The following is an 18,575-nucleotide window of genomic DNA, read 5'->3' on the forward strand; positions in this document are numbered from 1 at the left end:
TTATTTATGCCTTTAAACCCCATACCAACGTTTATAAACAGTTCTGCTCATGAAATATTACAAGCCAGTAAAACTAATCTACTAAGTATTCGAAACAATAAAGTATGACTTCTTGTCACTTATAATCAGAAACTCGCATTTACTGCGAGTTTCGTGAGAACAAAAGTCAAGTGGCAAACTGGTCCAAGGCGAAGCCTTTTCAAATGGCCAGTTTGCGTAGTTTTTGGAACGCAGTGACAAAAATCTATGACTTCTTGCTGAGATTTAGGATAATCATCAGCAAGAATCCTGCTTCGCAGGACAAAATTTCTCTTAACGACAAATTTTGGTCTGGTACGGTTATTGATTTTCCTGATGAAAACAATAACCTATGACTTCTTGCTGAGATTTAGGATAATCATCAGCAAGAATCCTGCTTCGCAGGACAAAATTTCTCTTGGCGACAAATTTTGATCTGGTACGGTTATTGATTTTCCTGATGAAAACAAAAACCTACACTATTATGATTTTTAATAGTATAATATTTAAATTATGACATTATTTTTACAGTAATCAAAAAGTTGATACCGTTTTATTACTTTTGATTTACATGAGGAGACAATTTTTATGAAAAAAAAGTTATTTCTAATTCTAGTATCTTCTATCATGTTAATGGAAGGATGCTCTGTAGCAAACAAAGCTCCTGCAAAGGAAAATGCAACTCTTGAATCTGAAAATTTGGCAGATTCCTCTGATTCTACAACAAAAAGCTCCACTCCGCTATCATCAGATGAAGGCACTACCCAAAACCAGTCCGATTCTGAAAACGGCTTAGAAGACTATTCAGATCAGATTAAGAATGAGATTGGCAAGATTACTTCCGACTCATCTTCTCTTTCTGACGAACTTGTAAGCGTAAACAGTCTATATGACAAATACGATGAACTTGTAATAAATGCGCCAAGTCAAAGCAGCATGAATACTATTTGTCGATGGAGAAGCGTAGTTTGGAAAACAGAAGTACAAAGCCTTCTTGAAAGACTTCAGAAAAAAGATCCGGATCACTATGCTGATTTGTATGCAGAATACAAACTATGGGAAAGTTATGTTCCTAATATGGCTAAACAAATGAGCTATATGTATGAAGGCGGTTCTATTTATCCTACAATGTATTCCTACAACGAGGCAATGAGATACAAACAAGAAGCTTATACACTTGCAAGTACCCTGGCAGATTTAAATCGCGAAGTCTCATTTTCTTTTCCCGATTCAACACCATGTGGTTATTATGGAGACTATACAAAAGACAGTTATCTTATAATAACCGAAGGAATGGAAAATGGTTCCTATGACATCTTAATTCACATAGACACTACCAGAGAATTACGAGGTTCTGGAACTATTGAAGATAACTCTGGTTCAGATGATGTTATTAGTTTTACCAGCGAAGATGATAAAGTAAAAGGAACAATAAGCTATTTTGCTTTAGATGCAACCTTCAGCGTATCTGAATCTGAAAGCTCTGCTGTAAAAAATAATGACTCTTTTAGTTTTACATTTAAACACTAATCTTATCTACCAACTTATAATATAGCTAAAAAGGCAACTAATCTACGCAAGTGGTATTTAGTTGCCTTTTTATTTTATGATTTTTTCATTATTTCTAAATGCAAATCATTTGCATTTAGAAAAGTTTTGGTGTAATGTATTGTTGGTTACAATATGATTTTGAATATTTTCGAGGTAATTATGGATTTATTAATTGATGTACTACTTGATACACTTCTCGATGCAGTAAAAATTCTTCCTTTCTTGTTCATTACTTATCTTCTAATGGAGATTTTGGAGAAACATACAAAGGATAAAATCGGAGATGTCGTACAAAAAGCCGGTCACTTTGGACCATTTTTCGGAGCTGTATTGGGAGTTATCCCTCAATGCGGTTTCTCTGCTGCCGCTTCTAACCTTTATGCTGGTAGAGTAATAACTGTTGGAACACTCATAGCAATATACTTGTCTACTTCTGACGAAATGTTACCGCTTATGATTTCTAATAGAGTTCCTGCCTCCAAGATTCTACCTATAATAGTTGCCAAGGCTATAATAGGTATTATCGCAGGATTTGTGATTGATTTTACCGCAAGAAAAACCAGAAAAATTCGTCACCAGAAAAATGACGAAGATTTCCGAATTGAAGAAATGTGCAAAAGAGAACACTGCCATTGTGAAGACGAAGAAGAAGGAAGCGTTTTCCATTCTGCAATAGTTCACACACTTCATATTCTTATTTACATTTTAGTATTGACATTTGCTTTAAATCTTACTGTTGAACTTATAGGACAGGATAATATCAAAAATCTCCTTACTTCTATTCCTATATTTGCACATCTTTTTGCAGGAATAATTGGACTAATACCAAACTGCGCCGCTTCTATTATCATCACTGAGCTATATCTTAATGGTATGATTTCTGCGGGTACTATGATGTCAGGTCTCTTAGTAGGTGCTGGAATCGGACTCCTTGTTTTATTTAGAGTTAATCCTGAAATAAAAAGAAATCTGCACATTACTGCTATTTTGTATATTACCGGAGTATTTTTTGGTACTCTTATTGATTTAATAGGAATCTTTTGAGGAAAAATAAATGCATTGTAAAATTCATGTAGAATCAGTCGAGCGAATGATGGAAAGAAACTGGCCTAAAGGCGTAAAGAAAACAAAGCAAAGAGTAGATATCTATACAATTCTTGCTAATGCATCAAAACCGCTCACTGCTTCTGAAATATATGAGCAGCTTATAGAAAAAAGCAAAGACGAAAAGGCTCCATATGCTTTTTCCACAGTTTACAGATGTCTCTTAACTTTTGAAAACTCAGGTATTGTGAACAAACTGGTAGCACTTACAGATCAAGATGCAATGTATGAGCTTAGGCTAGAAAAACACCACCACTATGCTATTTGCCTTAAGTGCCGCGAACGTTTCCCTCTTCGAACCTGTTTTCTTGGAGATCTGAAAAAAATGCTCCCAGCTGACATGGACGGTTTCGAAATAGTAGGCCATCAATTAGAAATATACGGTTATTGCAATAAATGCTGCAATACAAATGAAAAAAAAGAGCTTAGCTAAGCTCTTTTTTTTCGTCTGATAGATTAAATATCTTCATTCTGTTATATATTGCCATACAAGATAGAGCACGCATAAATTTACTTAAATACGTAATGAATATCTCATTCAAAGAACAATGTAAAAAAGTATAATATGCTGATCCGCCAAGAAAAAGTGTACTTTTTCCGCATAGCAAATCATAACAAATTCCCCATATTGTAGGAATAAAAAACATTATTACAAAAAACTTTGCTCCAACTTCTTTTTTATTATTAATCCTTGATACTATAAAAATAATCATTACTCCTACAACAATACTATGACAGTCCCCAAACATTCTCCAAATAAGCTGTCCTATTGAAAGATATTTCAGAAAATCAAAACCCGCAAAACAATTAAAGTATATGATACTTGTTATTATACTAATAATCATAAGTACTGCACCTATAATTGTAAGTATCTGCCTCCTAGTAAAATCAATAAAAATCAAAATAAATGAAATACTGCCAATAATGTAAAGAGGGATATTTCTAATATCTAAAACCGGAACTCCTAACGGCTTACAGAATTTACACCACAATGCATACAAAATCATTATGATTGTCTTCAAACCAAGCATCGACAAAATAATTTTGTTAATCATCTGCCTGTTTTTTATTTCTGAATGTACAATATCTTGTTTATCCAAAACTTTAAGGCTTTCTCCATATTTGTTAGAATAAGGCTGCGAATCTCGAATTATCAGATATACAAAGAATGCTATATATCCCCAGAAAACAGAGCATACTATTCCGCCTAAATAATCGCTCGGAATAATAAGTGTTAATAGAATCCAAGACGTAAAAGAAATATACCCTGGCAGTCCTATGTCATGAAGCCTTCTAAAGAAGGCCGCAGTTGATGAAACTGCCAACAACACATATATCGATATTAAAAGCACATTGTTACCTGCATTCAAAACATCATAATTAATGTACTTAACCACAAAAGCTATAAGATACAATATTCCAAGTGTTTTGACAAATTCCAGTTTATCTGCTCTCCCCTTAAATTTAAATAACTTATCCATGCCCTTCCCTTTCAAAACTTTTCATAAAATATTATAAGATATACAACACATAATGCAACATTTATTCTTAATATTATTATTTTTTTAATCTTTTTACTTAATATAGAAAATTTATTTTTATAATATTTTAATATTTTATTATTATCCTTATTTATCCCCGCTTGTTACGGGATTCTGTAATTTTTTAAACGTTTCCAACTTGAAAAACCATTCACTCGCAGAAATCCTTATATTATAATGTTTTCAGAAAATACCGACGTTTTTGTAGAAATGCATCACAACGTTATTGCGTATATTTATACTTTGATTTATAATAAAGGTAGTTGTAACGTTTTTCGTAAAAAACAATTGTATTTTTCTATTATTTTTAAAAACAGAGGAGATTAGGCTATGAAAAATAAATTGCTGCGAAGTCGTTTTATGTCTTTTTGTATTGCGTCATCGATTTCTATTTTTAGTTTGTTTAGTTTTTTCACCATCGAAAGCAAAGCTTATACCGATGGGTATATTTGTTCCGCGCCGATTGTCTATGGCTCAAACTCTTATTTCGTCCAAAGTAATATTGCAAGAACCAACCAGTTCAGAAACGAATTATCACTCCCTGCTCTAACGGAAAATGCCGCATTAGATGCTATTGCGTTGGAAAGAGCAAACGATATGATCCAAAACCATTATTTTGGTCATTACAAAAATGGGATTATTATGGCTTTTTCAATTGATACCAAATATGGAATTGAAGCCCATGCAGAAAATATCTATTACTACTATCTTCAAGGCCCAGATTCAACCGATATAGGCTCGCATATGGCTAATGGATGGCGAAATTCAGAAGGGCATTACAGAAATATCATAAATGCCTCATATACTCAGATTGGAGTTGCTATGGTATTAGCTCCTGATGGAAGCTGGTACGGGGTACAGATTTTCTCGTAAATAAATTAGGTTTTTGATGTTTGTATATTTCGTCGCAGACACGCTTTTACTTGATTATAAACGTAATGGTTTATAATGCGCCAAAACAGCGCATAAGAAAATGCGGCATAATTTAAATACTTTTAAATTATGCCGTCTTCCGTAGGCAGATTCAAAGGCATTTTTACCTTTAACCCCCAGACCAAAACTATACTTCTAAAATCTCTACTACTCCGCTTTTTAGACTCTTTTTCACATCGATAATTCTCTGATTAGATGACCCTTTAAATTTTAATGAGATATCTTTTTTCTCTAACATAAACTCTCCATCTACAAGGACATCTATCATTTCTAAAATCTTAAAAGTGTCTTCTCCATGACATCTTGTATTATTTTCATCTGTAAGCTCTTCCCACAGATATCCTGAATAAATCCAAATATCAGCCTTTGGAACTTCTTTTTTTATTCTGGAAATAAGTGGCATTATAACTTTTTGATTTGATAATTCCATAGGTTCTCCGCCTAAGATAGTGAGTCCCTTTATGTAAACCGGTTTTAAGGATTCTACTATCGAATCTTCTACTTCTTTAGTGAATTCTTTTCCGTAATTAAAATCCCAAGTTGCTTCATTAAAGCATCCTTTACAGTGATGAGTACATCCTGATACAAAAAGCGCTGTTCTACAGCCAATTCCATTTGCTATATCCGAAAAATAAATTTGTCCGTAATTCATATTATTCCAACCTTTTATTTTGAACCTCTCATGACTAAAGTCACGAGATTCTTGGGAACAGGCTTCTAACAAAGCCTTTATTACCAAGCTACCCCCGCTAATTCCAGCGGTTGATATACATATGTTATGCTACTGAGAGCAATCTTAATCCTTCGTTTAATATGTTAATTGCTGCATTGACATCTCTATCTAACTCAGTATGACACTTAGGACATATCCAGACTCTTATAGACAAGTCCTTTGTAATGTTAGATTGATTGCCACAACAATGACAAGTTTGAGAAGATGCAAACCACTTATCTACTTTAATAATCTGTCTTCCATACCAATTAGCTTTATATTCTAATTGACGAGTAAATTCAGACCAAGAAACATCTGCAATATTACGAGCAAGTTTGTCGTTTTGCATCATGTTTTTAATTTGTAAATCTTCGAGACAGATAATGTCATTTTCTCTGATAATTTTAGTAGATAATTTCTGCAAGTAATCCTTGCGTTGATTTGCTATATGTTCCTGAAGTCTTGCAACTTTAATTCTTGCTTTGTTCCAATTTGAACCACCCTTTGATTTTCGTGATAATTCTCTTTGTAACTTAGCAAGTTTGTTTAAAGACTTTTGTAAATACTGAGAATTAGGAACCTTCTCTCCATCACTAGTTATTGCAAAATCTTTAATACCCAGATCAATACCGACATTTTTATTTACTGTAGATAGAGTGTTGATTTCTACATCCGTACAACAAAGAGATACATAATACTTACCGCTAGGTTCTTGAGAAATTGTAGCGTTAAGTATTCTACCTTGAGGAATAAGTGTACTTTTTGTTTTTATCCAACCAAGTTTAGGCAGCTTAATTTTCTTATTAACAAACTCTATATTGTTATTGGTAAAAGCTGTTCTATAAGAAAAAGCATGGGTTTTCTTTGACTTAAATTTTGGATAGCCGACAGATTTATCTCTTAAAAAATTCTTATAAGCCTGATCTAAGTCACGCAAAGCATTTTGTAAAGAATTTTTGTCTGGCTCTTTAAGCCACATTAATTCAGACTTTAATCTTGTTAGGTCTTTATTACACTCGAAAAATCCCATATTTCGGGATTCTTTTTCGTAAATTCCCTTGCGTTTTGCTAGATAGTAATTGTATACAAACCTAGAGCATCCAAAAGACTTATGTATTAAGTTTTTCTGTTCTTTATTTGGATAGATTCTATATTTGTATGCTTTTTCCACTTTATTTTTCCTTTTGGCTTTGAATATAATGTCGTATTTGTTCTTCAGTATTTTCAGAAACAGTTGCTACAAAATAACTTGGATTCCAAAGATGTCCGCCCCAAAGCTTTTGCTTAAGTGAATTGCCATGTTTCTTCATCAGAAGCCTTGCAGAAACTCCTTTTAATCCCTTTATCATATCTGGAATGTAGTGTTGCGGAGAACAACTTATTAACAAATGAATGTAATCCGGTTCTCCGTTAATTTTCTCAATGATAAAATCATTGTCTTTTGCAATTTGATTTAGATATTCATGCAAATCTTTTTCTATTATTGGTGTAAGAACTTTTCTTCTGTATTTCGTACACCAAACAATATGATATTGAATTGCATAAACATATCCACGACCATGTATAACTTCCATATGTTTTTACCTCACATTTGCAAGATTAACATATGTGTTTTGGAAAGCCAACATGATATATGTATTTGATGACATTTTAGTATTAACATACGCATATATGCTCGCTAACCCACGACTAAAGTCACGGGAATGCGCTCGCATTTATTCAAAAACGCATTAGTTGATTACTCCAGAAATTTCATCTTTAGCAGTCTCTTCACTTGCCACGCTTACATGAAGAACTCTATCTTTAATTTCCTGAGTACGTCCCTGATTCCAATACTGTGTACCGATATATCCGCAAGTACGTCTTGCAACATTCATTCTTGCCTGATCACGATTTCCGCAATTTGGACACTCCCACACAAGCTTTCCGTCTTCATCGTTTACTATCTGAATCTCACCTGTATATCCACAACACTGGCAATAATCAGACTTTGTGTTAAGTTCTGCGTACATGATATTCTCGTAAATATACTGCATGATAGATAAAACTGCATCTATATTTCCGAGCATATTAGGAACTTCTACGTAACTGATAGCTCCTCCCGGAGACATTGCCTGGAACTGTGATTCGAACTTAAGCTTCTTAAATGCGTCCATTTTTTCCTGAACATGAACATGATAGCTGTTTGTTATGTAGTTCTTGTCAGTAACACCCTTGATAATTCCAAAACGTTTCTGAAGACATCTTGAGAACTTATAAGTTGTTGATTCAAGTGGTGTTCCATAGAGTGAGAATGCTATATTAGTCTCAGCTCTCCACTTTGAGCACTTATCATTAAGGAACTTCATAACTTTAAGCGCGAAATCTTTTCCGCCATTGTCAACATCTGTATGAGATACGCCCTTCATATACATAGTACACTCATAGAGTCCTGCATAACCAAGACTTATTGTAGAGTAATTGCCATAAAGAAGTTTATCAATTGTTTCACCCTTCTTAAGGCGGGCAAGTGCACCATACTGCCACAGAATAGGTGCTACATCAGAAGGAGTTCCAAGAAGTCTTTCATGACGTATCATCAAAGCTTTCTTACAAAGTTCTGTACGCTCTTCCATAAGCTGCCAGAATCTCTTCTCATCCTTTCTTGAAGAACATGCTACATCTACAAGGTTGATTGTAACTACCCCCTGATTGAATCTTCCATAATACTTGTGATCACCTTCATTGTAATTACGAGCATGAGCTTTATTAGTCTTGTTACACAATCCTTCAGCGTTATTTTCATTATCAGGAGTAAGGAAGCTACGGCATCCCATACATGGATATACATCTCCGCCTTTATATTCCTTCATCTTCTTTGCTGAAATATAATCAGGAACCATACGCTTTGCTGTACACTTAGCCGCAAGCTGTGTCAAATGCCAGTATTTTGTTCCTGGCTGAATATTATCTTCGTCAAGTACATAAATAAGTTTAGGAAATGCAGGAGTTATAAATACACCCTTTTCGTTCTTTACACCCTGAATTCTCTGCTTGAGCATCTCCTCAATAACTGCGGCCAAATCATCACGAAGCTGTCCTTCTGGTACTTCATCCAAATACATGAACACTGTAATAAAAGGAGCCTGACCATTTGTAGTCATGAGCGTAATAACCTGATACTGAATCTCCTGAACACCATCTCTGATTTCCTTACGAACTCTCATCTCGGCAACTTCATCAATTTTCTCTTCACTGGCATTAATTCCAGCCTGCTCGAATTCCATTCGAACAGCTGCACGGAATTTTTGACGGCTTACATCAACGAAAGGAACAAGATGTGAAAGTGTAATAGACTGTCCGCCATACTGTGAACTTGCGATTTGAGCAATTGCCTGTGTAGCAATGTTGCATGCAGTTGAAAAACTTCTCGGTCTTTCGATGAGTGTTTCACTAATTACCGTTCCATTTTGCAACATATCTTCGAGATTAACAAGGCAACAGTTATGCATATGCTGAGCAAAATAGTCTGAATCATGGAAGTGGATAATACCTTCCTGATGAGCTTTCACAACATCTTCCGGCAAAAGAAAACGTCTTGTAAGATCTCTAGATACCTCTCCTGCCATATAGTCACGCTGAACACTGTTAACTGTAGGGTTCTTGTTGGAGTTTTCCTGTTTAACCTCTTCGTTATTGCACTCTATAAGGGACAAAATCTTTTCGTCAGTGGTATTGCTTTTTCTCATAAGCGCATGCTGATAACGATATGTGATATATTTACGCGCAACATCATTATGTCCTGTATTCATGAGCGCGTTCTCTACCATATCCTGAATTTCTTCAACGTTAGCAGCGCGAGTCAAATTATTACATTTTGCTTCTACGTCAGCACCAATTGCCAAAATCTGCTCATCTGAAAGGCGTTTATCTTCTGTAACTGTAAGATTTGCCTTTTTGATAGCCGCAATAATCTTTCCGCAATCAAACTGAACCTCTTCGCCACTTCTCTTAATGATTTTCACTTAAGTCCCCTGCTACTATTGTAAAACACAATATCTTGTATGTAACAATAATAGCTTCTCCTTTCTTATTATTCATTCATTCATTATTATTTCCGCATATTTCTTTACTTTTAGCCTACAGACTTTATTTACATCTTTTCACTCTAAATTTCGTTTATGGCCGCACAATTCTAGGCGCTGCATGCCTTGTCTACTAAAAAGGCAAACAACTACCTACTTAAAAATTATTTTCCTAAAATAATTGGCATCAAAAACCACTTAGGGAAACAGCGCCGTATCCTTAGTACTTCACAAAATGTTTACTTACTGCATTTTAGAGTTTTAAAAAAAAGAAAGAAATATGTCGCTTAAAACAACTATATCTTGTAGATTCATTATTATCATAATACAAGTATTAGTAATTTTCAAGTGCGAAGATTTACTTTTTATCAATTAATAATGCACAAAATTTCATTATTAATTACATCTATTTTTTTATCTTTATAGCTCACGAATCGCTTCCAGCCTGTTATGCAACGTCAAGAGCTTATTATAATAAATTTCGTCATTAATCGGTCTGCCAGAAATATAATATTCGGTTTTTCCATATTTCAGCATATTAGACAAATCACTAAATTCTACTTTTTTATCCGGTTTATCGTTTAGTTTTAAACCGCAAATATCCGCTAAATGTCTTATTGTTCCTGCATTTCCATCTATAATAAGAGTACAACTACCAAAAATCTTCCTAAATGAAGGCTTAAAATAGTTAAAATGAGTACATCCAAGCACTAAAGCCTGATAATCGGAAATATTAAGGTTATCCAGTCTCTCAAGAATGTAGCTTTCAACATTTTCCGAATCAAATTCTCCGTTTTCTGCAAATGTAACCAGATTAGGCATCGGCAAAAGATCAACTCTGTGATAATCATCTACTCTCTCCAACAAGTGAGCAAGCTTATCTTCTCTGATTGTCACAGGAGTAGCCATTACCAGTATTCTTTTTCTTAATTCAGTTTCTTCGACAGCTGGTTTAACTGCAGGCTCCATTCCCAAAATTGGAAGATCATAATCATGCCTTAATACTTCAATTGCTGCTGCCGTCGCAGTATTGCATGCTACAACAATTGCATCGACACCTTTTTTTATCAAAAACTCAGCAATGTCTTTTGAATATTTAATTATCTGATCTGTTGTCTTTAATCCATACGGAACGTGATCTAAATCCGCATAGAATATATATGATACGTCATCTCCCAAAAGATGATAGGCTTCATGTAAAACCGACATTCCACCTGTTCCAGAATCAAAAATACCGACTTTCATTTTCTTCCTCACCTTATTTGCTACAACAAAATAGAGGCAGCCATTAATTCTGCCTCTTAATAACTATATTCCATTCTTACAACTTCATCAATGGATAAAACTACCAAATTACTGATTGTAAGAAAGCAAAACTCATCTATAAAACATTATTAAACAATTGGATTATATTTTCGGTGAAAAAAGAGAATCTATAGATATATCAGCTTGAAGTTAGTATAATAAAATGCTATCTTAAATTTAAAATTTATAAACAAAGAAAGGCGGAAGCATTTCATGATAAATCCAATGAAAATAATGCAAATTAAAGGTATGTGGGATAAATTTACAAGTAATCACCCAAAGTTCCCACGTTTTCTTGCAGCGGTAAGTGCTAATGGAATTCAGGAAGGTACCATTATCGATATCACTATCACAGAACCAAACGGAGAAAAAATGGAGTCTAATCTTAAGATTTCCGCAGAAGATCTTGAACTTTTTAGACAGTTAAAAGAAATTGGGTCTCAGCAGTAAAAATACGATACTACAAAGATTCTTGTCGTTTATCTAAAAATATATTACAAAAATGGTTCCTGAAAAGCTACTAATATTCAGGAACCATTTAATTGTTTAAGCTTTTAATCATTTATCTGAAAGGTAATTTTTAGAGCAATATAAATACTCACCTTCGTAATATATTTTAGCCCAACCTTTTTCCATTTCAATAAAGGTAACTATTGTTCCTTTTTTAGCTGTTAATTTTTTATTGTCATCTCTTTTTTCTGGTGATGTTCTGAAATTAACATCACTTATAACAACCATTTCTTTTCCAGATACTTCTTCTTTCTTATCTTCCTTTTTTACATCTGAAGGAGTGTTAACAATAGACGTGGTTGCTTCAACAGATGTATTATTTGTTTCTTCTTTTTTATTACCAGATGAAAAGCCTTTAACTACTGTCATAGCTATCAGTATAACAAGAAGGACTGCTGCCACCAAAGCCAGAATCTTAGTAAGAATAGAAAATCCACCCTGATTATTTCCTATTTCTTCTTCAAACTCCTGTTCATCTGCATCTTGTCTATATTCTTCTTCTTCATCAGGCATGTCTTCACTGTAGTAGTCATAGTCTGAAGATTCATTGGACTCCATATCATTATCAAAGTCCTGTTCTGTTTCAGGATAGTATTCTTCTTTTTCTTCTTCCATATCCTGATCAGGACTATCAAACTCATCATTAATATTATCATTATGAGAAATATTATTTTCTAAAAGCGTCTTTTTTACCTGCTCTGTAATATCAGGATTACAGATAGTATTCTGATGAAGTCTAAAATATTCCTGTTTTTCCGCTTCAGATAGAAAATTCATAGGGTCTTCTATCTGAATATCATCGATATTAGGTTCTTTAACAGGTATATAAAAAGAATTAGTATCTTCTTTTACTTCAACTTTTTTATTATCCTTAGAACCATCCTTTCGATAATCATCAATATTAAAAATCTTCTCCGCCATCTTTCTTCTTCCCTAAAACAATCATATCCTAAAAACATCAATTAGAATCCCTATTAATTATGTATTTAGAAATAGGATTTCCCATTGATGAAAATCTCTCTTCATATTCTGTCATTACATTTCCCTCATTCATAACAGAATCGTTGTGCAAGTCTCTTGTACATGCAACTAGTTTCCACTTTGACTCTTCAAGTTCCTCAAGCGCAAAAGAAAATAAGTCTGTATTATCAGTCTTGAATTCTACAACTCCATCTTTTTTCAAAATATAATCATATCTTTCAAGAAACTGTCTGGATGGAAGACGTCTTTTAGCATGTCTATCCTTTGGCCATGGATCAGAAAAATTAAGATATATTCTATCTACTTCACCTTCTCCAAAAACTTCTGTTAAATTTTCCGCATCCATTCTTATAAATCTAATGTTAGGAAGCTGAAGTTCATCCTGCTTCTGAAGTCCTCTTAACATTACACTTGAAAACTTTTCAATTCCTATATAATTTACATCTGGATTCTGCATAGCAAGGGTCATTATAAATCTTCCCTTACCCATTCCCACTTCAATTCGAATAGGATTTTCATTTCCAAACACTTCTTTCCAGTTGCCCTTCTGCATCTCTGGATTTTTAATTGTCCATGCACTTGTTTCAATAGCTTCACGTGCCCCTGGTATATTTCTAAGTCTCATTGTACTCGCGACTCCTTAATTATATCTAAAAATATATTTTTTAACTATAATACATTATTTATTATAAATTATGCAATCAGAAACTTGAGACTACAATTCAAAACTAATATAATGATATGATGTAGATATCTAAAATAATTATTGAGAATAATAATTTTACATAGTATTTTTTGATTTTATAAAGGAAGAACATGAAAAAAACATTTTTTTTACATAAATTTGCAGCTTTAACTACCGCTGCTTTTGTTTTTTCTGCTTTTTCACTTTCTCCTATATACAGCAATGCAGCATCAGACAGTCTTATGAAACAAATGGAAGACAGAAAAAAACTAAAAGTTGCTTCTAACGAGATTGAAGACTGGCCCAAAGGACCAAGTGTTGGAGCAGAATCAGCAATCGTAATGGACATTGACAGTAAAGCAATTCTATATTCAAAAAATATAGATGAAAAACTTTATCCGGCAAGTACTACAAAAATGCTTACTTGTTTAATTGCTGCAGAAAGAGGTAATCTTTCTGATAAAGTAACTTTTTCAAGTACAGCTGTAAAAAGTGTTCCTGCTGATGGGTCAAATATTGGTATCGATGCTGGTGAATCAATGACTCTTGAAGAGTGTCTATATGGTGTCATGGTGGGCTCGGCTAATGAATGTGCCAATGCCGCAGCTGAACATATAGGTGGAAGCATCGAAGGCTTTGCCAAAATAATGAACACAAGGGCAAAAGAACTTGGATGTAAAAACTCACATTTTGTAAATGCTAATGGTCTGTTTAATGAAAATCATTACACAAGTTCGCGTGATCTTGCACTTATAGCCTGTGCCTTTTTCAATAATGATTCTTTATCAAGAATAGGTAATACAAGACAAAGAACCTTTAAAGCAACTCCTACTCAGCCAGATACATTTACAATAACCAACAAACACAAACTAATAAATGGAGAATTCTCCTATTCAGGAATTCTCGGAGGTAAAACCGGATATACCGGAGAAGCCCGTAACACCCTTGTAACTGGATGCGAGAAAAATGGAATGAGGCTTGTGTGTGTAGTCATGAAAGAAGAATCTCCCTGTCAGTTTTCTGATACAGTCTCTCTTTTCGATTATGCCTTTAATAATTTCCACAAAATAAACGTATCTACTGAAGATAACGGCTCACTTCCTAGCAACGAAAACTTCTTTTCTTCACAGAAAAGTTTGTTTGCCTCTGCTTCAAATGTACTTTATTTTGGAAAAAATGATACCATCATTCTACCAATTGGTTCGTCGATAAGCGATTGTAAACGAGATGTTGTCGTTAATAAAAAAGATGATAAGACTGGCATTGTTGCAACTGTTAAATATTTATTTAATGGTGCTGATGTTGGAAATGCACAGATTTATATGGCATCAGATAAATATCAGACTGATAATATAAATAACACAAAAAAACAAGAAAAAAATTCTGATAAAACAATTTATATCAATGTCTATTACCTGTTTTTATTAATCGTCGTTGTTTCATTACTTGTTATATGGCTTAGCTATACAATTCCTTCCGGGGCTTTTTTAAGAACTCTTTATAGAGATCCAAGCGAAAAAAGGCATTATAAACGCAGGAAAAAAGAAATGAAAAAAAGACGTTTACGATAATTATTTAAGGATAGCGTATTTCCAAGGAAATGCACTATCCTTTTTTATTTACGTTTATTCTTGTTATCAGTTTGTTTTAAATGCCTTATTCTTTTTCTTGTCTTTAACTGTTTTTCCCTTATTTCTTCAACTTCATCTTCGGTGACAAACTTACTTGTTTTTATCGCATAATATCCACCATCTTCAGATTTTTTTATACGAATCTTTGATTTCATATACCCATGCTTATCACACAATGATAATGCATAATAGTGTTTTCCATTTGGAGAAAACCATCTTATCTTCCTTCGGATATTTTTGTGGCACAGATAACATCTTGTACTTGTTACTTCTACATCTTCAAGAAGTTCTTCTTTCTGACTGAATTCTCTTGAAATATATTTTGCATAATTATCAAATACAATGTGTATTTCCTGACGTTTATCCTTAGGTGTAACATACGAATCAAATGATACATATTTCATATACTTTTCAGGAACTCTTTGCAGTATTTCTGCAGTATACTGCGCATCAGACAATGCTCTGTGAAAAGGATATTTCTTTTCAAACTCCATAAAATCTATAGCATATTCTAATGCTCTTCTTGACTTTCCATCCTCGAATGACAGCGAAAAGAGTTTCTGAACATCAAGAAATTCTATAGGACCATCAGATAAAGATTCCATTTTATAATAATCCATATTTCTCTGAAGTTCTGGAAGATCTAAAGTTCCCCAGCTACAAAAAACCGGATCATCTCCACACCATTCCAAAAAATCATTTATTACAACTTCAAAAGGATCACCATTTTCCAAATCTTCCATGGAAAGATTAATAAGCTTTCCTGTAATTTGATGCATCTTATGATAGACCTGAGGATGAATTAGTCTTGAAAAAGTGCCGGTAATTTCTCTTTTTTCATTAAGTCTTACCGCTCCAATTTCCACAATTTCAAACGGAAGCTCTTTAAGTTCCTGTTCTCTAACAGTTCCGCCCTGATTCCATTCCAGATCAAAAACAATATAATTTGACATATAACCTTTTCCTAGAAAAAAATGTACTCTAACTTATGTTATTTTTTGGAACTTTTTTAACGTTATATTCCAAAAAACAACAGGACTAAAAAATCGCAAGCCACTGTTTTTCTACATAAAATTCATCAAAATCATGGAAAAGCCAGATTTTTAAACAAAAAGTGCTTTTATGTTACTGAGTGCACCTGTCAAAAAAGATGCATTCAGTAACATAGATTCCGGGTTACACCATAAGTTCCATTTACATGTAAAACCGAAATCTTTGAAACAAAGATAGATTTTTTATCTTTGTTTCTTATTTCCTCCCTTGTCCTTCCAAAAAAGCACTACTTTTTATAAAACCGATCCCTCTATCGGCTCTCCAAAGAAAGTAATGAAAACATTACTCTCTAACTTGGACAAATAAACTTATGAAAAACAATTAATTAGCATTAAGTTCTCTCTCGAGATCTTCAAAATCATAACTATTTTGCTCAAAGCCTGCATCATTAATGCTGCCTTCAGCACTATCAGTATATCCATTCTTTATAGCACTTATCATCCAACCGACAATATTTTCGATATGTCCGGATTTTCTGGATAAATTATAAGCATAACGAACACTCTTCATATCCATTTCCGCCGCTTCAAGAATAGCTTTTGCTTCACTTGCAGTAATTTTTTCTGTAAACAACTGCTGAACTTCATCAACTAATTCGAAAATATCTTTCTTTGGTTCAGCTACGGGTTCCTTTGGTTTATCTCTTCCAACACGTGTAAGAGTAAAACGAACACTAACAACTTTTCCTCCTCGTCCCATACGAACAGGCTCGTATTCAACATGAATACTGGACTTTTTGTTAAGTTCCTTTCTTCCACGCTCTAAAGCATAACGTCTAAAATCCGTATAATTTGACATCTTATTTAGACCTGATTCCTCGGCTTTCTTCTCAATCTTGTCGTAATCAGGTGATTCTTTTTTAAGAGCTTTAGCTATATCTGCATTTTCCTGCGGATCAATAATTCCCAGCATAAGTTTAAGGTCAGTAAGACCATAAGTTACCTCATACGGACCTTCACTATGATTGACCGCACGCTGATAATCCATCTCTGACTTTAGTACTTCATACAAACGATATGTGTAAATACTTGTAAAAGTCAAGGACTCAGTTAAATTAAGCACAGTATAGTTGCTCTTTAAACCAGTAATATACTTCTTGATTTTGCTATTGTAACGAAGAGTAAGTCTTCCATCGTGAAAGGTTACATCAGTTATTACATTGGATGCTTCGATCTTTTGCTCATCACGATCCTTGTAAATGATTCTCCAATCCAAAAGGGAAGCTTTGTTCTTCTGTGGTTCCACAAGGGCTACAATCTGATCATAGAAAGAACCATTTGATCTTCCAAGAGCTTTTCTTAAAAAAGTTCCAGGAATAACTGCCTCTAAACTTCCGTCATCTAATTCTTTCGCCATAAGAATTCCGATTGCAAAAAGCTTCTGCCCTAACAATGTGGATTTACCCTTAGCAGTAATCAGAGTATTGGACTTCTTATAAGTCACATTTTTCAGCATGTTAGCGCTTTCAGTGTTCTTCTCTTGTTCCAATTTTCTCTTATTAACCCCACATTTCATTCCAATTTTGTCGTACTTTGCATTGACTATTATATGTGCATCAAATAATTTGTGCAAGACCATTCCAAAATTCTCGTAGTTTTATAAATTCCATTTTAAGACAACAGTAATTCCAAATTTAAGCATGTCTTTGTAAAAACATTCCAAAAATCAGCAAATCTAGCTTTTTTTCATTCCAAAAATCAGCATAACTTGACCAAAAAATTTTTTTTTGCTCGGTTCTTTTTAAAAAATTCATTCCATTTTCAAACATATAAAATTCCATTTTATAACTTATAAACTTCCAAATCATACCATGAAATATTTTTTCCCTCAAAAATGCCATTCCAAATTGCACCACAAAATCCAAATTTACATTCCAAAATTAACCACATCTATCCTGAAACCTTTATTTTTCGCGCACTTTTCCTTGAGTATTTATCCATAATCATACAATCGATTCCAATTTACAACGTTTCTTACCTATTTTCGTTCCAAAATGTACCATTTCTTATATGTATTAATTCCAAATCACACCTTTTCTTATAAGAAATAATTCCAAAATAAAACATTTCTTCTTATATGTAATTCCAAATCACACACTAAGTTTCATAATAATATTCCATTTTCAACCATAACTTTAACGCAATTTTATAAAAAAACGCCCTGTATATGCACTCTTGAAACACTTTTATATAGTTCAAAAGAGCTGGCGAAATCTGGATTCCAAGCTTAAAAGCACCTTCTTCCATCATTAAGCAAGGCTTTTTCCAAATAGCACCATAACTTACAGTATCTGCAGCATTCCAATTTACAACAGGTCGTAATCCGAAAAACAACATATCATTTTCCAATTTAGACTTATTTTTGTTCCATTTTACACCATAACTAAAACGAAAAAAGCCCATTTTACGCGGTTTGTACGACCTCTAATAAAAAGAATGAAATGTTGTTTTTATCTCTAAAAAAATCAACACACTTTAACCCTAAATT

The 18,575-nt window shown here is 33.6% G+C and carries 18 protein-coding genes; 6 read left to right on the forward strand and 12 right to left on the reverse strand.

Annotation, left to right across the window (positions count from 1 at the left end; translation table 11 throughout):
• Window positions 1–606: 606 nt before the first annotated feature.
• The 3 genes from G634_RS0112040 (at window position 607) to G634_RS0112050 (ending at window position 3,106) form a co-directional block, all read left to right on the forward strand.
• The gene (locus tag G634_RS0112040) at window positions 607–1,548 is read left to right on the forward strand and encodes a hypothetical protein (RefSeq protein ID WP_026505492.1); all 942 of its coding nucleotides are present in this window, start codon (window positions 607–609) and stop codon (window positions 1,546–1,548) included.
• A gap of 180 nt (window positions 1,549–1,728) precedes the next feature.
• A complete protein-coding gene (locus G634_RS0112045; RefSeq protein WP_026505493.1) occupies window positions 1,729–2,613 on the forward strand; it encodes a putative manganese transporter in 885 nt (294 codons plus the stop codon).
• Between the two features lie 10 nt (window positions 2,614–2,623).
• Complete coding sequence (locus G634_RS0112050; protein ID WP_051233926.1) at window positions 2,624–3,106, forward strand: Fur family transcriptional regulator; 483 nt, start codon at window positions 2,624–2,626, stop codon at window positions 3,104–3,106.
• On the opposite strand, the gene G634_RS0112055 is transcribed toward G634_RS0112050, so the two are convergent.
• Window positions 3,099–4,154 carry a DUF805 domain-containing protein gene (locus tag G634_RS0112055; protein WP_026505495.1) on the reverse strand — a complete coding sequence of 352 codons (1,056 nt, stop codon included), beginning with the start codon at window positions 4,152–4,154 and terminating at the stop codon, window positions 3,099–3,101. The two genes, G634_RS0112050 and G634_RS0112055, sit on opposite strands and share 8 nt — an antisense overlap.
• A gap of 390 nt (window positions 4,155–4,544) precedes the next feature.
• On the opposite strand from G634_RS0112055, the gene G634_RS20440 reads away from it, so the two are divergent.
• Window positions 4,545–5,087 carry a CAP domain-containing protein gene (locus G634_RS20440; RefSeq protein ID WP_051233928.1) on the forward strand — a complete coding sequence of 181 codons (543 nt, stop codon included), beginning with the start codon at window positions 4,545–4,547 and terminating at the stop codon, window positions 5,085–5,087.
• A 187-nt stretch (window positions 5,088–5,274) separates the two neighbouring features.
• Here G634_RS20440 and nrdG read toward each other — a convergent pair whose 3' ends face one another.
• From nrdG to murI, 5 genes are all read right to left on the reverse strand, one after another.
• Window positions 5,275–5,799 (reverse strand): anaerobic ribonucleoside-triphosphate reductase activating protein, encoded by a 525-nt coding sequence (gene nrdG, locus G634_RS0112065; protein ID WP_026505496.1) that lies wholly within the window; start codon window positions 5,797–5,799, stop codon window positions 5,275–5,277.
• A gap of 124 nt (window positions 5,800–5,923) precedes the next feature.
• A complete protein-coding gene (tnpB, locus tag G634_RS0112070; protein ID WP_026505497.1) occupies window positions 5,924–7,030 on the reverse strand; it encodes an IS200/IS605 family element RNA-guided endonuclease TnpB in 1,107 nt (368 codons plus the stop codon).
• Window position 7,031: 1 nt separating this feature from the next.
• A complete protein-coding gene (tnpA, locus tag G634_RS0112075) occupies window positions 7,032–7,433 on the reverse strand; it encodes an IS200/IS605 family transposase (protein WP_026505498.1) in 402 nt (133 codons plus the stop codon).
• Window positions 7,434–7,589: 156 nt separating this feature from the next.
• Window positions 7,590–9,863 carry an anaerobic ribonucleoside-triphosphate reductase gene (nrdD, locus tag G634_RS19085; RefSeq protein ID WP_051233930.1) on the reverse strand — a complete coding sequence of 758 codons (2,274 nt, stop codon included), beginning with the start codon at window positions 9,861–9,863 and terminating at the stop codon, window positions 7,590–7,592.
• Window positions 9,864–10,343: 480 nt separating this feature from the next.
• Window positions 10,344–11,168, reverse strand: coding sequence for a glutamate racemase (gene murI / locus G634_RS0112085; protein WP_026505499.1), 825 nt, complete (start codon window positions 11,166–11,168; stop codon window positions 10,344–10,346).
• A gap of 273 nt (window positions 11,169–11,441) precedes the next feature.
• On the opposite strand from murI, the gene G634_RS0112090 reads away from it, so the two are divergent.
• Window positions 11,442–11,678, forward strand: coding sequence for a hypothetical protein (locus tag G634_RS0112090; protein ID WP_051233931.1), 237 nt, complete (start codon window positions 11,442–11,444; stop codon window positions 11,676–11,678).
• Window positions 11,679–11,786: 108 nt separating this feature from the next.
• Here G634_RS0112090 and G634_RS0112095 read toward each other — a convergent pair whose 3' ends face one another.
• Both G634_RS0112095 and trmB read right to left on the reverse strand, forming a co-directional pair.
• A complete protein-coding gene (locus tag G634_RS0112095) occupies window positions 11,787–12,659 on the reverse strand; it encodes an SH3 domain-containing protein (protein ID WP_026505501.1) in 873 nt (290 codons plus the stop codon).
• Window positions 12,660–12,696: 37 nt separating this feature from the next.
• The gene (gene trmB, locus G634_RS0112100) at window positions 12,697–13,344 is read right to left on the reverse strand and encodes a tRNA (guanosine(46)-N7)-methyltransferase TrmB (RefSeq protein ID WP_026505502.1); all 648 of its coding nucleotides are present in this window, start codon (window positions 13,342–13,344) and stop codon (window positions 12,697–12,699) included.
• 191 nt (window positions 13,345–13,535) lie between these two features.
• Here trmB and G634_RS0112105 point away from each other — a divergent pair, with 191 nt between their 5' ends.
• Entirely contained in the window at window positions 13,536–14,975 is a 1,440-nt protein-coding gene (locus tag G634_RS0112105) for a D-alanyl-D-alanine carboxypeptidase family protein (protein ID WP_026505503.1), read from the forward strand.
• A gap of 44 nt (window positions 14,976–15,019) precedes the next feature.
• On the opposite strand, the gene G634_RS0112110 is transcribed toward G634_RS0112105, so the two are convergent.
• The 4 genes from G634_RS0112110 to G634_RS0112125 all read right to left on the reverse strand — a co-directional run bounded on the left by G634_RS0112110 (window position 15,020) and on the right by G634_RS0112125 (window position 18,424).
• The gene (locus tag G634_RS0112110; protein ID WP_026505504.1) at window positions 15,020–15,988 is read right to left on the reverse strand and encodes a 3'-5' exonuclease; all 969 of its coding nucleotides are present in this window, start codon (window positions 15,986–15,988) and stop codon (window positions 15,020–15,022) included.
• Window positions 15,989–16,409: 421 nt separating this feature from the next.
• Complete coding sequence (locus tag G634_RS0112115) at window positions 16,410–17,666, reverse strand: replication initiation protein (protein ID WP_026505505.1); 1,257 nt, start codon at window positions 17,664–17,666, stop codon at window positions 16,410–16,412.
• A 55-nt stretch (window positions 17,667–17,721) separates the two neighbouring features.
• Entirely contained in the window at window positions 17,722–17,952 is a 231-nt protein-coding gene (locus tag G634_RS0112120; protein ID WP_026505506.1) for a hypothetical protein, read from the reverse strand.
• Between the two features lie 232 nt (window positions 17,953–18,184).
• A complete protein-coding gene (locus G634_RS0112125) occupies window positions 18,185–18,424 on the reverse strand; it encodes a hypothetical protein (protein WP_196805363.1) in 240 nt (79 codons plus the stop codon).
• Window positions 18,425–18,575 lie beyond the last annotated feature (151 nt).

The organism is Butyrivibrio sp. NC3005, assembly GCF_000424545.1.
GTDB lineage: Bacteria > Bacillota > Clostridia > Lachnospirales > Lachnospiraceae > Butyrivibrio.

What these genes read in the sequence shown, in the direction of transcription:
- G634_RS0112040 (WP_026505492.1), top strand. Translation starts at nt 607, where the DNA reads ATGAAAAAAAAGTTATTTCTAATTCTAGTATCTTCTATCATGTTAATG.
- G634_RS0112045 (WP_026505493.1), top strand. Translation starts at nt 1,729, where the DNA reads ATGGATTTATTAATTGATGTACTACTTGATACACTTCTCGATGCAGTA.
- G634_RS0112050 (WP_051233926.1), top strand. Translation starts at nt 2,624, where the DNA reads ATGCATTGTAAAATTCATGTAGAATCAGTCGAGCGAATGATGGAAAGA.
- G634_RS0112055 (WP_026505495.1), bottom strand. Translation starts at nt 4,154, where the DNA reads ATGGATAAGTTATTTAAATTTAAGGGGAGAGCAGATAAACTGGAATTT.
- G634_RS20440 (WP_051233928.1), top strand. Translation starts at nt 4,545, where the DNA reads ATGAAAAATAAATTGCTGCGAAGTCGTTTTATGTCTTTTTGTATTGCG.
- nrdG (WP_026505496.1), bottom strand. Translation starts at nt 5,799, where the DNA reads ATGAATTACGGACAAATTTATTTTTCGGATATAGCAAATGGAATTGGC.
- tnpA (WP_026505498.1), bottom strand. Translation starts at nt 7,433, where the DNA reads ATGGAAGTTATACATGGTCGTGGATATGTTTATGCAATTCAATATCAT.
- murI (WP_026505499.1), bottom strand. Translation starts at nt 11,168, where the DNA reads ATGAAAGTCGGTATTTTTGATTCTGGAACAGGTGGAATGTCGGTTTTA.
- G634_RS0112090 (WP_051233931.1), top strand. Translation starts at nt 11,442, where the DNA reads ATGATAAATCCAATGAAAATAATGCAAATTAAAGGTATGTGGGATAAA.
- G634_RS0112095 (WP_026505501.1), bottom strand. Translation starts at nt 12,659, where the DNA reads ATGGCGGAGAAGATTTTTAATATTGATGATTATCGAAAGGATGGTTCT.
- trmB (WP_026505502.1), bottom strand. Translation starts at nt 13,344, where the DNA reads ATGAGACTTAGAAATATACCAGGGGCACGTGAAGCTATTGAAACAAGT.
- G634_RS0112105 (WP_026505503.1), top strand. Translation starts at nt 13,536, where the DNA reads ATGAAAAAAACATTTTTTTTACATAAATTTGCAGCTTTAACTACCGCT.
- G634_RS0112110 (WP_026505504.1), bottom strand. Translation starts at nt 15,988, where the DNA reads ATGTCAAATTATATTGTTTTTGATCTGGAATGGAATCAGGGCGGAACT.
- G634_RS0112115 (WP_026505505.1), bottom strand. Translation starts at nt 17,666, where the DNA reads ATGGTCTTGCACAAATTATTTGATGCACATATAATAGTCAATGCAAAG.
- G634_RS0112125 (WP_196805363.1), bottom strand. Translation starts at nt 18,424, where the DNA reads ATGTTGTTTTTCGGATTACGACCTGTTGTAAATTGGAATGCTGCAGAT.